General features: G+C 65.2%; 14 protein-coding genes. 9 read left to right on the forward strand and 5 right to left on the reverse strand.

Going from position 1 to position 16407, the window contains the following annotated elements:
* Positions 1–7: 7 nt before the first annotated feature.
* The 4 genes from NPS46_RS07330 to NPS46_RS07345 form a co-directional block, all read right to left on the reverse strand.
* A complete protein-coding gene (locus tag NPS46_RS07330; RefSeq protein ID WP_274105767.1) occupies positions 8–1651 on the reverse strand; it encodes a DUF1302 domain-containing protein in 1644 nt (547 codons plus the stop codon).
* Between the two features lie 105 nt (positions 1652–1756).
* Positions 1757–3364 (reverse strand): FadD3 family acyl-CoA ligase, encoded by a 1608-nt coding sequence (locus tag NPS46_RS07335; protein ID WP_274106039.1) that lies wholly within the window; start codon positions 3362–3364, stop codon positions 1757–1759.
* A gap of 20 nt (positions 3365–3384) precedes the next feature.
* Positions 3385–4407 (reverse strand): ferredoxin--NADP reductase, encoded by a 1023-nt coding sequence (locus NPS46_RS07340; RefSeq protein ID WP_274105768.1) that lies wholly within the window; start codon positions 4405–4407, stop codon positions 3385–3387.
* Between the two features lie 66 nt (positions 4408–4473).
* Positions 4474–5661, reverse strand: a complete 1188-nt coding sequence (locus NPS46_RS07345; protein ID WP_274105769.1) for an acyl-CoA dehydrogenase family protein — start codon at positions 5659–5661, stop codon at positions 4474–4476.
* Positions 5662–5881: 220 nt separating this feature from the next.
* Here NPS46_RS07345 and NPS46_RS07350 point away from each other — a divergent pair, with 220 nt between their 5' ends.
* From NPS46_RS07350 to dmpG, 4 genes are all read left to right on the forward strand, one after another.
* Positions 5882–6655: a glucose 1-dehydrogenase gene (locus NPS46_RS07350; protein ID WP_274105770.1), complete on the forward strand. Its 774-nt coding sequence runs from the start codon at positions 5882–5884 to the stop codon at positions 6653–6655.
* Positions 6656–6729: 74 nt separating this feature from the next.
* Positions 6730–7521, forward strand: coding sequence for a fumarylacetoacetate hydrolase family protein (locus tag NPS46_RS07355; protein ID WP_274105771.1), 792 nt, complete (start codon positions 6730–6732; stop codon positions 7519–7521).
* Positions 7522–7558: 37 nt separating this feature from the next.
* On the forward strand, positions 7559–8488 hold the full coding sequence (locus tag NPS46_RS07360; RefSeq protein WP_274105772.1) for an acetaldehyde dehydrogenase (acetylating): 930 nt from the start codon (positions 7559–7561) through the stop codon (positions 8486–8488).
* A gap of 10 nt (positions 8489–8498) precedes the next feature.
* Entirely contained in the window at positions 8499–9527 is a 1029-nt protein-coding gene (dmpG, locus tag NPS46_RS07365; protein ID WP_274105773.1) for a 4-hydroxy-2-oxovalerate aldolase, read from the forward strand.
* Positions 9528–9591: 64 nt separating this feature from the next.
* Here the strand turns inward: dmpG and NPS46_RS07370 are convergent, their stop codons facing one another.
* A complete protein-coding gene (locus NPS46_RS07370) occupies positions 9592–10434 on the reverse strand; it encodes a DUF2242 domain-containing protein (protein ID WP_274105774.1) in 843 nt (280 codons plus the stop codon).
* A gap of 220 nt (positions 10435–10654) precedes the next feature.
* Between NPS46_RS07370 and NPS46_RS07375 the strand changes: the two genes are divergently transcribed.
* From NPS46_RS07375 to NPS46_RS07395, 5 genes are read left to right on the forward strand one after another with little or no spacing between them, the layout of a single operon-like run.
* Positions 10655–12118, forward strand: a complete 1464-nt coding sequence (locus NPS46_RS07375; protein ID WP_274105775.1) for a sigma-54-dependent transcriptional regulator — start codon at positions 10655–10657, stop codon at positions 12116–12118.
* Positions 12118–13122 carry a HupU protein gene (locus tag NPS46_RS07380; RefSeq protein ID WP_274105776.1) on the forward strand — a complete coding sequence of 335 codons (1005 nt, stop codon included), beginning with the start codon at positions 12118–12120 and terminating at the stop codon, positions 13120–13122. The genes NPS46_RS07375 and NPS46_RS07380 overlap by 1 nt, the downstream gene beginning before the upstream one ends.
* Positions 13123–13133: 11 nt before the next feature.
* Positions 13134–14591 (forward strand): nickel-dependent hydrogenase large subunit, encoded by a 1458-nt coding sequence (locus tag NPS46_RS07385; protein ID WP_274105777.1) that lies wholly within the window; start codon positions 13134–13136, stop codon positions 14589–14591.
* Between the two features lie 13 nt (positions 14592–14604).
* The gene (gene nikR, locus NPS46_RS07390) at positions 14605–15060 is read left to right on the forward strand and encodes a nickel-responsive transcriptional regulator NikR (RefSeq protein ID WP_274105778.1); all 456 of its coding nucleotides are present in this window, start codon (positions 14605–14607) and stop codon (positions 15058–15060) included.
* A 4-nt stretch (positions 15061–15064) separates the two neighbouring features.
* Positions 15065–16378 carry a sensor histidine kinase gene (locus NPS46_RS07395; RefSeq protein ID WP_274105779.1) on the forward strand — a complete coding sequence of 438 codons (1314 nt, stop codon included), beginning with the start codon at positions 15065–15067 and terminating at the stop codon, positions 16376–16378.
* Positions 16379–16407 lie beyond the last annotated feature (29 nt).

The raw sequence follows: 16407 nt of genomic DNA on the forward strand, positions 1-16407 counted from the left end.
TCACGCATCAGAAGGTGTATTTGGCGTTGACCGAAAAGTAGTCGCGGTCGGCCATCAAGCGGCCCTGGGCAATATCCGGCGAGCTCAGGTAGGCCACGTAGGTCATGCCGAACTGGAAGTTGCCCAGGTACTTGAAATCGCCGCCCAGGGTCAGGCGCTTCTCATCACGGCCCAGGCCCTGGTAGGCACTGCCATCGACGTTCTGGGTCCAGACCACTTTGGTGGTCAGGTCGATACCGTCGGCAATCCCCGGATGGTCCATATAGACCCCCACGCCCAACAGGGTTGAGCCGCGTGTCTGGGTGGCCGATTCGAACTGGTCGAAGGTGCCATCCACGCCGGGACCGCCACCGCTGACCGTTACCTTGTCGACGCCCTGGATCTGCTGGTGCACCACTTCAGCCATAAAGGTGGTCTGCTGGGCCAGCGGGCTTGGGCCGAGTATGTAGACGGAATTGAGGTTGCCCTGCCAGATCTGCCCGGTGGTCGGTACACCGTTGTCCAGGTAGACCGAAGCGCCGTCGCGGTAGCTCAGGTCGCCGGCAAATTGCACCGAATCACCCAGCTTGGAACTGAAGCTCACACCGGTCAATTCCACCCCTTCGAAGTAACCCAGGCGATAGGCCGGGGCACTGCCGGTATTGGCCTGCTTGCCGACACTCTTGAGGGAGGAATACTGGGTCTGGCCGCTGAAGTCGAAGAACATCGCCCCCACCCGCTCGTGGTAGCGGTAGTGGAACAGCCCGACCTCGGTGTTCTCGGTGATCCGATAGCGCACGCCCAGGCCCCACTGGCCGCTGTCGCTGGGTTTGACTTCGCCGGCATAGTTGACGCCTGTGAAGGTCTTGTCCGGCAGGCTGGCAATCACTCCGGCATTGAGGCGATAGAACTCGGCACCCGGGCCAAATGTATCGCTGCCGAAATAGTCACCCACGGGGTTGAGCTGGGTCTTTTCCCACTCGTACTGGTAGAAGCCCACCAGTGCGAGGTTTTCATTCAGCGACCAGGATGCCGAGACCTGCCCCACCGGCAGGTAGGAGTCCTTGGCTTCAGTGCCGGGCACGTTGAATTTGGTCGCATCCACCGGGGCCTGGCCCTGGCTGATGTTGGACCAGAACAGGCTCTCGCCCCAGGCGACCAGATGACGACCGGCCTTGAGCGACAGGTACTGATTGTCAGCGACATCGAAGTTGCCGTAGACATAGGCGTCGAGCAGACGCGCCTTGCTGCCGCTCAAGCGCCGGGTGTCCTCGCTGAAGCCGTTGGCGCGGCCGATCTTGTTCACGGTCTCCGGCGAGTTGTTGTCGTTGCGCTCGTGGTAGACATCGTCGTAGAAGTGACTGCCGCGCAGCACCGCGCCGAGGTTGTCATGCTTGAGTTGCAATTCGCCAAACAGGCTGACGCGGTTGTTGATCAGCGCACCGCGCTTGAAGTTGCGCGTGCCGTCGTCATTGTTGAAGTCATTGAGGTATTCGTGGGCCGGCTTGGCGGTCCGCACCGAGGCGGTGTAATTGACGGTGAGCGAAGAATCCAGCGTGGTGTTTTCCCCCAACTGGAAGCTCGGCCCGGCGCTGGCCGTGCCACTGGCCAGGGCGACGGCAACAGCCAGCAGGCAATGGCCCTTCCCTGCACTACGGTTGAACCTAGACATGCTCCTCTCCTTATTCTTGTTGTGTGATTTACGCCGCCAGTGTGAAAAGCCGTGGGTGGTCGCACATCATCCATTTGGCTTAGTCCGCTTGCCCCGCCCCACCGATCACGCGTCGGCGAAACGGGCCCGCAGTTCGTTCTTGGCGACCTTGCTCGACGGGTTCAGCGGCAAGGCCTCAAACAGGCGCACGTGACGCGGCACCTTGTAATTGGCCATGCGCTCGCGGCTCCAGGCAATCAGCTCGGCCTCGCTTAGCACCGCGCCCGGGCGCAGTACCACGCAGGCACAGCCGACCTCCCCCATTCGCGCGTCAGCCACGCCGATCACCGCCACCTGGGCAATCGCCGGATGGGCGATCAGCCCGGCTTCGATTTCCGCCGGGTAGCAGTTGAAGCCACCGACGATAAACATGTCCTTCAAGCGATCCGTGATGATCAGGTTACCGGCCGCGTCCAGCCGCCCGACATCACCGGTATGCAGCCAACCCTCGGTGTCGATGGCTTCGGCGGTGGCCGCCGGATTGTCGAAATAGCCTTGCATCACATGAAAGCCGTGCAGGCAGATTTCCCCGGTCTCGCCACTGGCCAGTTCGCGGTTATGCGGATCGCGAATACTGACCCGGGTGCCCGCAATGGGCCTGCCGCTGGTGCCGGCAATCACTTCGGCCGAATCCTGCGGGTCGCAGATGGTCGCCAGGCCACCGCACTCGGTCAGCCCATAAGCCGTGGTGACCACACTGAACCCCAGCTCGCGGCGCATGCGCTCGATCAGGACCGGCGGGATACTGGCCGAGCCGGTCACCGCGATACGCAGGCTCGACAGGTCGGTTTCCTGAAGCCGTGGATGGGCCAGCAACGACAGGTACAGGGTCGGCGCCCCCGGCAGCACGCTGACGCGCTCGCGGGCAATACGCTGGAACACGGCTTCAGCATCGAACACAGCATGGGGCAGGATGGTCGCGCCGCCGATCAGGCAGGTCAGCCAACCGGCCTTGTAGCCAAAGGCATGAAAGAACGGATTGACAATCAGGTAACGGTCGCCCGGCACCAGGCCGATAATCTTCACGTACTCGGTAAAGGCCCGCAGGTTCTGCCCGTGGCCACTCATCACACCTTTGGGCTTGCCAGTGGTGCCGGACGTGAACAGCAGGTCGCAGATGTCCTCGGGCCCCACGGCCAGGGCGCGACGCTCGGCGGCCGCCGGCTCGATGGTGGCGGCGCCGGCCAGGAACCGCTCGAAGGCCAGGTCACAGGCGCGCGGCGGTGTCTCACCATCAAAGATCACCAGGTGCTCCAGGCTGTCCGGGCGCACAGGTTCGAGCAGTGCCGGATAATCCACCTCAAGAAAGCGCTGGCTGACAAACAGCACGCGGCTACCGCTGCGCGCCAGGACATCAGCCGCTTCAGCGCCCTTCATCCGGGTATTGATCGGCACCAGCACCGCGCCGGCGCAATGAATGCCCAGGGCAGCCAGGATCCACTCACGGCTGTTCGGCGCCCAGACCGCAACCCGGTCGCCGGCCTGAATCCCTAGCGCCATCAAGCCACGGGTAATCGCCAGGACTTGGGTCGGCAACTCGGCGTAATCGGTACGCTGGCCGTTGTCTTCAATGGCCGCGCGTCCGGCAAACCGCTGGGCGCTGGCAAACAGCAGTTGAGCGATAGTGGTCGGGGCGCAGGCCAGGGGCGTTGCTGGGTTAAGGCTCGGGGTCATCGCGGGCTCATTCATCGGCATCATTCGGGAAAACGGATACGCAGCGCCGTGCTGGTCGGCACGGCCTGACATGCCAGGATCCAGCCCTCGGCCAGCTCGCCGGCATCCAGCGCGTCGTTGTGCAGCAGCTCGACTTCACCCTCCTGCAGGGTACACATGCACGACGCACAGCCACCGACCCGGCAGGCGCTCGGCGGGTTCAGGCCGGCACGCTCCATGGCCGCCAGCAAGGTCTCGCCGCTGTCACAGGGCACGGCGTAATCTTCACCATCGAGGCGCACCTGCAGCTGCGCAGCTACTGCCGCGTCACTGCTCGGCATGTCCAGGACCTCGCCCTCGCCGGGCAGCGAGACAAACCGTTCGACATGCACCCGGGCGCTCGGCATATCCAGGCGTTTCAGGGCACTGACCGCCGCGTCCATAAAGGGCCCGGGGCCGCAGATAAAGGCTTCGGCGCCGGCAAACGGGCGAGCCAGTTCGGCCAGTTGCTCGACACCGGGAATCCCCTGCACCGAGTCCAGCCAATGGATGACCTGCAAGCGACCTGGATGGGCACTGGCGAGGAAACGCAGCTCATCGCGAAAGATCACCGAAGCTTCGTCGCGGTTGGCATAGATCAGCAGGATGCGCCCGTGCCCGGCCAACAGCGCTGAACGCAGAATCGACAGCACCGGCGTCACACCGCTGCCACCGCCGAACAACAACAGGTCAGCGTCAAGCTGACGCGGCACAAATACCCCGGCCGGTGGCATGACTTGCAGGCTTTGGCCTTCCTGCAACTCGCCACACAGCCAATTCGAGGCCCGGCCGTCACGCACGCGCTTGACGGTGACCCGCAGTGGCTCGTCCAGCAGCGGCGTACTCGACAGCGAATAGCAGCGTGGCAGCCAATCGTCGCCAAAGGGAATGCGCAGGGTCAGAAACTGGCCTGGCCGATAACGGAAGTGTTCGGCCAGGTGCTCGGGGACATCGAAGATCAGGGAGCGCGCATCGGCCGTCTCCTCGATCACCCGTGCCACCCGCAAGGCTAGATAGTCAGTCATATCAGGTACTCGTTGCCCCTCGCCGCTGCAGGCAGAGGCGAAGGGACTGGCGGTGACGGGAGCCGATCAGACGTAGGGGTCCGGGTTGGGCAGGCCCAGTTGCACCGCACCGAGGGCGCGGCCGTAGGCCATGAAGTTATTGGCGATATGCCCACGAGCCTGGTGCAGATCACGGAACAGCCGCGCCACCGGGTTGGTGTTGTAGAGCCCCGAGGCCGCCATGCAGCGCAACAGCTCGTTGACTTTTTCCGCGCAGATATTGGTCACGTAGGACGACTGGTAGCGATACAGCAAGCGGGTTTCCACATCCGGGAATTCGCCGGCCCGGGCCAGGCGCATCAGGTGATCGTAGTTGCGTTCCAGCACCAGCTTCAGACTGTCGAGGATGATGGTCGCTTCGGCCACGGTGCTTTGCGCCACCGGATCATCGGCCGTGCGGGCGCCGTGCTTGCCGATATGTTGCGCGGCATTGGCGCGAAACTCATTGATCGCGCCCTGCAATGCACCGAGGGCGGAGGTGGAGACCGCCCGGGAAAATACCTGGGCAAAGGGAATTGCGTAGATCGGGTTGGTGTTGACCAGGCGCCCGGGCGTGGCATCCAGGGTGCAGTTATTGGTGCGCTGCACGCGATGGGCCGGTACGAAGACATCCTCGACCACGATATCGTGGCTGCCAGTGCCGCGCAGGCCCAGGACATCCCAGTTATGCTGAATGTCATAGTCGCTACGCGGCAGCAGGAAGGTCCCGTGCTCGGCCGCCAGCTCGCCGTCCGCCGGCAGGATGCCGCCCAGGAACACCCACTGGCAGTGCTCGCTGCCACTGGAGAACCCCCAGCGCCCGCTGATCCGGTAACCGCCCTCGACCACCGTGACTTTCGCTGCAGGCATATAGGTCGACGAGATCAGCGCCGAATGATCGTCGCTCCAGACATCGCGCTGGGCCTCGATCGGGTAGCGCGCCAGTTGCCAGGGATGCACGCCCATGACGCCGTAGATCCAGGCCGTGGACATGCAGCCTTCGGCCAGGATCATCTGGATTTCGAAAAAGGTTCGCGGATCGACTTCATAGCCGCCGAACGCCCGCGGTTGCAGGGCGCGCAGCAGACCCGCCGATTGCAACTCGGCGACGGTTTCATCCGGCACCTTGAACTCGCGGTCGGCCTGGGCCGTGCGTGCCTTGAGCGCTGGCACCATGCGCCGCGCTCGTTCGATCAGCTCCATTTCGTCCCGAGTCTTTTCTCGCATGCTTTCCATCCGTCAATTCTCCCGATCTCGAAGCGCCAGTGCGCTAGCCGTGATGGATCATCGGATTGCCCGGGCATTCGTTCATCGTCAAAGCGGACTAGGACGCCACCCTGTAAAGCCCAGGCCACGGGCGTTAGTCCATTGAGACGATGCCTGCCCGGACAGGGCTCGGAATACTCGGCACAGTGCGTGCCCAAAGCCCCATTCACCTTTAAAGAAGGAACAGCCCATGAGCATCCTGCAGCGATTCCAGCTGGACGGTAGCGTCGCCATCGTCACCGGCAGCGGCCGCGGTATCGGCCGCGCCATTGCCCTGGCCTACGCCGAAGCCGGTGCCGATGTGGTCTGCAGTGCCCGTTCGCTGAGCGATGTCGAAGGCGTCGCCGACGAAGTTCGCGCCCTGGGCCGGCGCGCCCTGGCGATCAGTTGCGACGTCACCGATGCCGAGCAGCGCCTGGCCCTGGTCAGCCAGACACGCGAGCAACTGGGCCGGGTGACCCACCTGGTCAACAACGCCGGCGGCGGCGGGCCCAACGATCCGTTGACGATGAGCGCCGAGGCCTTCGAGGAAATCCTCCAGTTCAACGTGTCCAGCGCCTACGCCCTGTGCCAGTTGTGCGTGCCGCTGATGCGCGAAGCCGGCGGCGGCAATATCGTCAATATCAGCTCGGTGGCGGCGCGCTATGCCCAACGCCACTTCAGCGCCTACGGCACCGCCAAGGCCGCGCTCAGTCACCTGACCCGCCTGCTGGCCCAGGACTTCGCGCCCCAAGTGCGGGTCAACGCCGTCGCCCCCGGCCCGACCCTGACCGAGGCCCTGGCCAAGGTGATGCCCGAGGCAATGCGCCTGACCATGGAAACCAACACGCCCCTCAAGTGCCTCGGCACGCCGGACGATATCGCGGCCGCCGCGCTGTACTTCGCCAGCCCGGCCTCGCGCTGGGTCACCGGCAAGATCATCGATGTCGACGGCGGCGCCGATTCGACCGTCTGGCCCGGCTAGGCCACAGCTTTTTGTGCCGGTGCCCCCTGCGAGGGGGGCGGCCGTTTTACTCCACCTCACAGAGCGAGTTCCCCATGGATGCCCATCTGATCGCCGAACTCGGCGACGAGCTGTTCAACGCCCTGCGCGGGCGGCGCACGCTCGCGCCATTTACCCGCCGCTACCCGGAGATCACCCTGGAGCAGGCCTACCGGATTTCCCTGCGCTTCCTGCAACGCCGTGAAGCCCTGGGTGAGCAGGTGGTCGGCAAGAAAATCGGCGTGACCAGCCGCGCCGTGCAGGAAATGCTCGACGTGCATCAGCCCGACTTCGGTTTTCTCACCGACGCCATGCAGGTCGCCGACGGCAGTGATGTCAGCTTCGCCCAATACCACCTGATCCAGCCCCGGGCCGAAGGCGAGATCGCCTTTATCCTTGGCGAAGACCTGCACGGCCCCGGCATCACCGCGCACGACGTAATGGCCGCCAGCCAATGGGTCCTGCCCTGCTTCGAGATCGTCGACTCACGCATTGACGACTGGCAGATCCGCATCCAGGACACCGTGGCCGACAACGCCTCCTGCGGCGTCTTCGCCCTCGGCCATCAGCGGGTCGACCCCCGCGGCCTGGACCTGGCCCGGGTCGAAATGCACCTACAGAAAAACGGCGAGCCGGCCGGCAGCGGCCTGGGCTCGGCGGTGCAGGGCCACCCCTGTGCGGCGGTGGCCTGGCTGGCCAATACCCTGGGCGAGTTCGGCATTCCGTTCCGGCGCGGCGAGATCATCCTGTCCGGCGCCCTGGCGCCGTTGGTGCCAGTGGTTGCCGGCGATCGCATCAGCCTGAGCATGAGCGGCCTCGGTCAGGCCAGCCTGCGCTTCGTCCCCTGAGCCCCCTTTCCCAACCTCTCCCCTGGAGCCAAAGACCATGAGCAAGAAGATCAAATGCGCGCTGATCGGGCCGGGCAATATCGGCACCGACCTGCTCTACAAACTGATGCGCAGCGAGGTACTGGAGCCGGTCTGGATGGTCGGCATCGACGCCACCTCCGAAGGCCTGGCCCGCGCCCGTGAACTGGGCCTGAAGACCACCAGCGACGGCGTTGACGGCCTGCTGCCCCACGTCCTGGCCGACCAGGTGCAGATCGCCTTCGACGCGACTTCGGCCTATGTCCACGCCGAAAACAGCCGCAAACTCAACGAACTGGGCGTGCTGATGATCGACCTGACGCCGGCGGCCATTGGCCCTTATTGCGTGCCGCCGGTCAACCTCAAGGCCCACCTCGGCCTGGGCGTGATGAACCTGAACATGGTCACGTGCGGTGGCCAGGCCACCATTCCTCTGGTGGCGGCGGTGTCCAGCGTGCAGCCGGTGGCCTATGCGGAAATCATCGCCACGGCCGCCTCCAAATCGGTCGGTCCCGGCACGCGCAAGAATATCGACGAATTCACCCGCACCACCTCCAGCGCCGTGGAAAAGGTCGGCGGGGCGAAGCGCGGCAAGGCGATCATCATCATCAACCCGGCCGAGCCGCCGCTGATCATGCGCGACACCGTGCACTGCCTGACCGAGACCGAACCAGACCAGGCAGCGATCACCACCGCCATCGAGGCGATGATCCAGCAGGTCCAGCGCTACGTGCCGGGCTACAAACTCGTCAACGGGCCGGTATTCGACGGCAACCGCGTGTCGATCTTCATGGAAGTCGAAGGCCTGGGCGACTACCTGCCCAAGTACGCCGGCAACCTCGACATCATGACCGCCGCTGCCGCGCGCACCGCCGAGATGTTTGCCGAGGAAATCCTCAAGGGCGAACTGGTACTGCGCGCCACCGCCCCTCAACCTGCCCTCGCCTAAGGAATCGACCATGGACCTTCGCGGCAAGAAAATCACCGTTCACGACATGTGCCTGCGCGACGGCATGCACCCCAAGCGCCATCAGATCACGTTGCAGCAGATGAAAGACATTGCCTGCGGTCTCGATGCCGCCGGCGTGCCACTGATCGAAGTAACCCACGGCGACGGCCTGGGCGGCAGTTCGCTGAACTACGGGTTCCCGGCGCACACCGACGAGGAGTACCTCTCGGCAGTGATTCCGTTGATGAAGCAGGCCAAGGTCTCAGCCCTGCTGCTGCCGGGGATCGGCACGGTGGACCACCTGAAGGTGGCCCACGAACTGGGGGTCAATACCCTGCGCGTGGCGACCCACTGCACCGAGGCCGATGTCAGCGAGCAGCATATTGCCCAGGCCCGCAAGCTGGGCATGGACACCGTGGGTTTCTTGATGATGGCCCATATGAACAGCCCGGAAGGCCTAGTCAAGCAGGGCTTGCTGATGGAGAGCTATGGCGCCAACTGCATTTACCTGACCGACTCGGCCGGCTACCTGCTGCCCCATGATGTCACGGCCCGGGTGGCCGCCATGCGTGCGGCGTTGAAGCCGGAAACGGAGATCGGCTTCCACGGCCATCACAACCTGTCCATGGGCGTGTCCAATTCGATTGCCGCCATCGCTGCCGGCGCTAACCGGATCGACGCAGCCTGTGCCGGGCTGGGCGCCGGGGCGGGCAATACGCCGATGGAAGTGTTGGTCGCGGTGTGCGACCGCATGGGGATCGAGACCGGTGTCAGTGTCTTTGGTATCCAGGATGTGGCCGAGGATCTCGTGGTGCCGATCATGGACTTCCCGATCCGCAGCGACCGCGACGCCCTGACCATGGGCTATGCCGGGGTCTACGGTTCGTTCCTGCTGTTCGCCAAGCGCGCCGAAAAGAAGTACGGCGTCTCGGCCCGGGAGATTCTGGTGGAGATGGGCCGACGCGGGATGGTCGGCGGCCAGGAAGACATGATCGAAGACACGGCCATGACACTGGCCAGGCAGCGGCAGCAGGCCTAGGCCGGTAACGGCGGCAAGCCGGGCGGCAGGACCACGATGGCTCGGGCCTGCGCCGCTTGCCGCTTTAGGGGGCCGGGGGGACGACCGGAGAAGGTGTGCTGGCCGGGGTTTCGGTCGGTGCGCTTTCGGCGGGAGCCGTAGCGGGAGCCGTCGCGGGGACCGTATCAGGCGTTGTAGCGGGAACCGTAACGGGATCATCCTCCAACACCGGGGCCGATGCGGGCTCCGGGGCTGGGGTCGGCTCGACACTGACGGCTGGGGTCGGCTCGGGCGCCACGACCGGCGCCGCAGGCGGCACGGCAGGTGCGCTGGCAGGCGGCGCTTCCGGCACGCCCAGATCGGCCTTGGGCTGTTCGCTGACCGGTTCGGCCTGCTTGACTTCCGGTGGCAGGAACAACTCCACCAGGGCGAAAAAGCGTTCGTAGAACTTGGCCGAAGACACCGTCTCGCTCGCGACCTTGACCATCGAGTCATCGGTGGAGCCAATCGGCATCGACACCGAACCCAGCACCCCGACACCCAGGCTCGCGGAGTTGTTGACCTTCTTCAATGCATAGCGATCCTGCAGGGCATTGGCGAACATGGTCGAGCGATGCGCCGCACTGCCATCGGGCGCACAGACCACGCTGAAACTGATCTGCAGATGGCTCTCGCCGGTCTGCTGGAAGCTTTTGTTGCCGCTGATCAGCTTGGGATCGCTGCTGGTGATGATATAACCCTGGCTCAGCAAGGCTCGACGAGCAGCTTCACAGGAGGCGGCATCACTGACCGGGTAATTGCGCGAAAAGGTCCCGGAATCGTCGAAGTTCTCATGCTCGTAAATGGCCTGCTTGGGGGTCGAGCAACCCGCTGCGCCTGCCAGTAACAAGCCTAGAGCGACAACCCGCAGGTGAAATGATCTAAACATCGATAATCCCGAGGAAAACAATCAGCGCGTATTGTGCAACAGATCGGCCACGGCTGGCGCGCCGTTTAGTGTCTCGCCCGTCTTACAAACCCGACCGGGTCGTTGAGGCTCGTCCGACAATCCCGATACTGGCCATGAATCGCCATGCTAGTATCGCGGCCTGATTTGACCTCGGTCCGCACGCCCCGGCGGCGACCGCTCACTCTTTTCAAGCCGACCCATGACCTCGATACCCGACACGCCTTTCGACCTGCCGACGATCCTGGTGGTCGACGATGAGCTTCGCTCCCGGGAGTCCCTGGCCCGCGTACTCAACCAGGAATTCGAGGTGCTCGCGGCCGATTCCGCGCGACAGGCTCGCGAGTTGCTGGAGCAGCACCGGGTCGCGGTGATCCTCTGCGACCAGCGCATGCCCCTGGTCAGCGGGATCGAGTTTCTCAAGGAAGTGCGCGAACGTTGGCCCGAGGTGGTGCGCATCGTGCTCTCCGGCTATACCGACGCCGAAGACATCATTACCGGCATCAACGAAGCCGGCATCTATCAATACCTGCTCAAGCCGTGGATGCCCGAACATCTGCTCAACACCGTGCGCAACGCCGTGGAGAGCCAGGCGCTGCACCAGCATATGCAGCACCTGGACCTGGAGCTGCGCGCTGGCACCCCGACCCTGCGCAAACGCAGCCGCGAAACCCTGGCCAGGGTGCGCGACACCTTCGATTTCGCGCGCATTATCCGCACCCCCGGCGGGCCGCTGGATGCCTTGTGCGAGATGGCCACGCGGGTCGCACGCTTCGACCTGTCGGTGCTGCTACTCGGTGAATCGGGGACCGGCAAGGAGTTGCTGGCCCGGGCCATTCACTACGCCAGCCCGCGTGCCGACAAGGCCTTTGTCCTGGAAAACTGTGCGGCGCTGCCAGACACCCTGCTCGAATCCGAACTGTTCGGCCACAAACGTGGCGCCTTTACCGGCGCGCACCAGGACCATATCGGCCTGTTCCAGCGAGCCGAAGGCGGCACCGTCCTGCTCGACGAAATCGGCGACACCTCGCCGGCCTTCCAGGTCAAGCTGCTGCGCGTGTTGCAGGAAGGCGAGTTGCGCCCCGTGGGCGGTACCAGCACGGTACGGGTCAATGTGCGGGTGATCGCCGCGACCCATCGCGACCTGGAAGAAGAAGTGCGCGCCGGGCGTTTTCGCAGTGACCTCTACTATCGCCTCTCGGGCGTCTGCCTGGCCTTGCCACCCTTGCGCGAACGCAGTGCCGACCTCATTCCCATCGCCCACAAGCTGCTCGACGATGCCCGCCAGGAGCTGGGCCTGCCGGAGCTGAGCCTGGAGGGCGATGCCCTGGCCAGCCTGATCGGCTATCCGTGGCCGGGCAATATCCGCGAGCTGCGCAACGAGATTTTCCGCGCCGCCGCCCTGGCCGACAGCCCGCGCCTGGGCGCGCGCAACTTTTCCCTGAGGGTCATGCAGGGCGCACCGGGCAATACCGCGGCTGGCACGCCGCGCATCGGCCCGTCAGCAGGCACCCTGCAGGAGCAGCTCGACGCCATCGAGGCGAACATCCTGCGCGAGTCATTGCTGCGCAACCGCTGGAACAAGACCCATACCGCCCGCGAGCTGGGCCTGTCGCGGGTCGGCCTGCGGCAGAAACTGCGCCGTCTGGGCCTGGAGGAATCCTGATGAAGACGCCCTTCAATGTGCTCTGGCTGCAATCAGGTGGCTGTGGCGGCTGCAATATGTCGCTGCTATGCGCCGATACCCAGGACTTTTCAGGGATGTGGCGCAGCGCCGGAATCGAGTTGCTGTGGCACCCCTCCCTGTCCCTGGAAAGCGGCGACGAGGTGCTGGCCATCCTCGACGACTGCCTGAACGGCCGCACGCCGCTGCACGGTCTGTGCATCGAAGGCTCGCTGCTGCGCGGGCCCAACGGTACCGGCCGCTTCCACATGCTGGCCGGCACCGCGACGCCGATGATCGACTGGGTGCGCCGCCTCGCTGCCGTGGCCGAATACACCCTGGGCATCGGCACCTGCGCGGCCTTTGGCGGCATTACTGCGGCGGGCAGCAACCCCACCGATGCCTGTGGCCTGCAGTTTGACGGCGACCAGCGCGGCGGCCTGCTGGGCAGCGACTACCGCTCGCGCCAGGGCCTGCCGGTGATCAATGTCGCCGGCTGCCCGACCCACCCTGGCTGGGTCACCGACACGCTGATGGCCCTGGCCGCCGGGCTGTTTGCCGAAGCCGATCTGGATGCCCTTGGCCGGCCGCGTTTCTACGCCGACCAACTGGTGCATCACGGCTGCACCCGCAACGAATACTACGAATACAAAGCCAGCGCGGAAAAACCCTCCGACCTGGGCTGCATGATGGAAAACCTCGGCTGCAAGGGCACCCAGGCCCACGGCGACTGCAACACCCGCCTGTGGAACGGTGAAGGCTCGTGTACGCGTGGCGGCTACGCCTGTATCAACTGCACCGCGCCAGGTTTCGAGGAGCCGGGGCACGCCTTTGGCCTGACCCCCAAGCTCGCCGGGATCCCCATCGGCCTGCCGACCGATATGCCCAAAGCCTGGTTTGTCGCGCTGTCGGCCCTGTCCAAATCGGCGACGCCCAAACGGGTCAAACAGAACGCCACGTCCGATCATGCCCTGATCGCCCCGGCCATTCGCACGCCACGCCGCTGAAGGAGCGCCCCATGTCACGGCTATTGGTCGGCCCGTTCAATCGGGTCGAAGGCGACCTGGAAGTCCAGCTGGAAATCGAGGCCGGCCAGGTCCGCTCGGCCCAGGTCAACGCCACCATGTTTCGCGGCTTCGAACAGATCCTCGCCGGACATGCGCCCCTCGACGCACTGGTCTACGCGCCGCGCATCTGCGGGATCTGCTCGGTCTCGCAATCGATCAGCGCGGCCCGCGCCCTCGCCGCGCTCGCCGGCGTGCAGCCGCCGGACAATGGCCTGCTGGCGATCAACCTGATGGCCGCGACCGAGAACCTGGCCGACCATCTCAGCCACTTCTATCTGTTTTTCATGCCCGACTTTGTCCGCCCCATCTATGCCGACCGGCCCTGGCATGCTGCCGCCCTGGCGCGCTTCACGCCCCATACCGGCAGCCAGCAGCGCCTGGCCATCGGCGCGCGCAAGCGCTGGCTCGACCTGATCGGCACCCTGGGCGGCAAGTGGCCGCATACCGGCTCAATCCAGCCGGGCGGCTCGACCCGGGCCATCGACAGCGCCGAACGCCTGCGTTTGCTGACCCGGGTGCGCGAGTTCCGCCAGTTTCTCGAAACCGAGCTGTTCGCCGCGCCCCTGGAACTGATTAGCACCCTGGAGTCGGAGCGCCAGCTCTGGGACTGGTATGCCCAGGCCCCGCGCCAGGGCGATCTGCGGCACTTTCTGGAAATGGTCGAGGATTGCGCCCTGGCACAGATGGGCCAGGGGCCCGGGCTGTTTATGTCCTATGGCGCCTACCCGCTGCCCGGCGGGCGCCTGGTGTTCCCCCGCGGCGTCTGGAATGCCGGGACCGGCCAGCCCGAAGCGCTGGACCTGGACAGTATTGCCGAAGACGCCAGCCATGCCTGGCTGGATGACCAGGCCGGGCCGTTGCACCCGAGCCAGGGCGAAACCCTGCCAGAGGCCGACAAGGCCGGCGGCTATACCTGGAACAAGGCCCCGCGCCTGGACGGGCGCGTACTGGAAACCGGCGCCATTGCCCGCCAGTTGGTCGCCGGCCAGCCGCTGATCCGCGACGCGGTGGCGCGCTGCGGCGCCTCGGTCTATACCCGGGTGCTGGCGCGCCTGCTGGAACTGGCCCAAGTGGTACCGTTGATGGAAAGCTGGCTGCTGGCCCTGCGCCCCGGCGAGCCCTACTACCTGGCGGCGTCCCTGCCCGACCACGGCCAGGGCGTCGGCCTCAACGAAGCCGCACGGGGCGCCCTGGGCCACTGGTTGCGGGTGGAAAACGGGCGGATCGCCGGTTACCAGATCATTGCCCCGACCACCTGGAACTTCTCCCCGCGCGATGCCCACGGCGTGCCCGGCGCGCTGGAACAAGCCTTGCAGGGCGCACCCGTACGGCCCGGCGAGAAAACCCCGGTGGCCGTGCAGCATATTGTTCGCTCCTTCGACCCGTGCATGGTCTGCACGGTGCACTGACCCGGGAAACGCCATGGAACGTCTGACCATTTCACTGGACCACCGCCTGGCCGAAGACCTCGACCAGTTGATCCGCGCCCAGGGCTACGGCAATCGCTCGGAAGCCCTGCGCGACATCCTGCGCAAACACATCGAACAAGCCCGGCTGGAGCAGGACCAGGCGCCGCACTGCGTGGCCAACCTGAGCTTTGTCTACGACCACCATGCCCGGACCCTGGCCGAACGGGTCATGGCCCTGCAACACGACCACCATCACCTGACCATCGCCAGCCAGCACTGTCACCTGGACCATGACCACTGCCTGGAAAGCCTGCTGCTCAAAGGCCCGGCCGACCAGGTGCGGGCCTTTGCCCAGCGCCTGTGCGCCGAACGTGGCGTGCGCCATGGCCGGCTTAACCTGATCCCGGTAGAGCGCCACGACGCCCACGGCCAGGACCATGCCCATCCGCACCTGCATCCCAAGAGCTGAGGCCATGACACGCAAGCCACCACCCGGCACCCTAGACGAAGACGCCTGGCTGGAAGTGATCGGCAAAATGGACGAGGTCTACTCGCGCCTGGTGCAGGATGAAATCGCCCTGGAGGAAAAGAACGCCGAGCTCGAACAGTCCCAGCAATTTATCGCCGGGCTGCTCTCCTCAATGTCCGATGTACTGCTGGCCTGCGACCTCAATGGCGCCATCGAGGAATCCAACCACGCCCTGCGCAAATGGGTCGGGCGCGACGAACAGGCCCTGCTCGGCAGCCCGCTGTACGGGTTGCTGGCCGATGCCGACAGCGACCACCGCCTGCGCACGACCCTGGCCGGCCTGCGCCGCAGTGGCGCCAGCGCCACCCTGGAAGTGAACTTCCTGGGTGGCGACGGCGCGGCGCTGCCCGTGGACATCAGTTGCACCGTGCGCAGCACCGCCAATGGCCGTTGCATCGGCCATGTCCTGGTCGGGCGGCCGCTGGGCGAACTCAAGCACGCCTACCGCCAGTTGCACGAAGCGCATGAAGCTCTCAAGCGCACCCAGCAACAACTGCTGCACGCGGAAAAAATGGCGTCCCTGGGGCGCCTGGTGGCGGGGGTCGCCCATGAGCTGAACAACCCCATCAGCTTTGTCCTGGCCAATGCCCATGTGCTGGGCGGTTATCGCGAGCGTTTGCAACGCTATCTCGAAGCCGTGCATGGCGATGCCTGCCTCGCCGATCGCGAGGCCTTGCGCCGGCAACTGCGGATCGACCCCCTGCTGGCCGACCTGCCGTCGCTGGTCGACGGCACCATGGAAGGCGCGCAGCGCACCGCCGATATCGTCAGCGCGCTCAAGCGCTTCTCGGCGGTGGATCGCGAGGCGCTGGGCGAGGTGTCACTCAATGAAGTGATCGAGCGGGCGATCCACTGGGTTGGCCGAGGCGTGGCCCCGGACCTGCACGTGCAATGGCAACCCGGCGCCGACATCTGCGTTCATGGCAATAGCGGGCAATTGCTGCAAGTGCTGATGAACCTGATGCAGAACGCCTACGACGCCGCCCAAAGCGCCGGCCAGGAACGGCCCGGGCTGTGGATCGAGCTGGAACAGGAGCCCGGCGGGACCACCCTGCGCCTGCGTGACAATGGCCCGGGGATTGCCGAAGAACACCTGCAACAGGTCTTCGAGCCGTTTTTCACCACCAAGCCGGTGGGCAAGGGCACCGGCCTGGGGCTGTCCATCAGCTACAGCATTGTCGAGCGTTGCGGCGGACGCCTGAGCGTGAGCAACCATCCGCTGGGCGGGGCCGAGTTTGTGCTGCAGTTGCCGGTCTAGCCGCGTCCTCGCGCCTGGCGGATGAACAC

The sequence above is a fragment of the Pseudomonas putida genome (assembly GCF_028682395.1).
Taxonomy (GTDB): domain Bacteria; phylum Pseudomonadota; class Gammaproteobacteria; order Pseudomonadales; family Pseudomonadaceae; genus Aquipseudomonas; species Aquipseudomonas putida_AB.

What these genes read in the sequence shown, in the direction of transcription:
- NPS46_RS07340 (WP_274105768.1), bottom strand. Translation starts at nt 4,407, where the DNA reads ATGACTGACTATCTAGCCTTGCGGGTGGCACGGGTGATCGAGGAGACG.
- NPS46_RS07380 (WP_274105776.1), top strand. Translation starts at nt 12,118, where the DNA reads ATGAAGACGCCCTTCAATGTGCTCTGGCTGCAATCAGGTGGCTGTGGC.
- NPS46_RS07395 (WP_274105779.1), top strand. Translation starts at nt 15,065, where the DNA reads ATGACACGCAAGCCACCACCCGGCACCCTAGACGAAGACGCCTGGCTG.
- NPS46_RS07345 (WP_274105769.1), bottom strand. Translation starts at nt 5,661, where the DNA reads ATGGAAAGCATGCGAGAAAAGACTCGGGACGAAATGGAGCTGATCGAA.
- NPS46_RS07375 (WP_274105775.1), top strand. Translation starts at nt 10,655, where the DNA reads ATGACCTCGATACCCGACACGCCTTTCGACCTGCCGACGATCCTGGTG.
- NPS46_RS07370 (WP_274105774.1), bottom strand. Translation starts at nt 10,434, where the DNA reads ATGTTTAGATCATTTCACCTGCGGGTTGTCGCTCTAGGCTTGTTACTG.
- NPS46_RS07350 (WP_274105770.1), top strand. Translation starts at nt 5,882, where the DNA reads ATGAGCATCCTGCAGCGATTCCAGCTGGACGGTAGCGTCGCCATCGTC.
- NPS46_RS07335 (WP_274106039.1), bottom strand. Translation starts at nt 3,364, where the DNA reads ATGACCCCGAGCCTTAACCCAGCAACGCCCCTGGCCTGCGCCCCGACC.
- NPS46_RS07355 (WP_274105771.1), top strand. Translation starts at nt 6,730, where the DNA reads ATGGATGCCCATCTGATCGCCGAACTCGGCGACGAGCTGTTCAACGCC.
- NPS46_RS07330 (WP_274105767.1), bottom strand. Translation starts at nt 1,651, where the DNA reads ATGTCTAGGTTCAACCGTAGTGCAGGGAAGGGCCATTGCCTGCTGGCT.
- NPS46_RS07385 (WP_274105777.1), top strand. Translation starts at nt 13,134, where the DNA reads ATGTCACGGCTATTGGTCGGCCCGTTCAATCGGGTCGAAGGCGACCTG.
- NPS46_RS07360 (WP_274105772.1), top strand. Translation starts at nt 7,559, where the DNA reads ATGAGCAAGAAGATCAAATGCGCGCTGATCGGGCCGGGCAATATCGGC.
- nikR (WP_274105778.1), top strand. Translation starts at nt 14,605, where the DNA reads ATGGAACGTCTGACCATTTCACTGGACCACCGCCTGGCCGAAGACCTC.
- dmpG (WP_274105773.1), top strand. Translation starts at nt 8,499, where the DNA reads ATGGACCTTCGCGGCAAGAAAATCACCGTTCACGACATGTGCCTGCGC.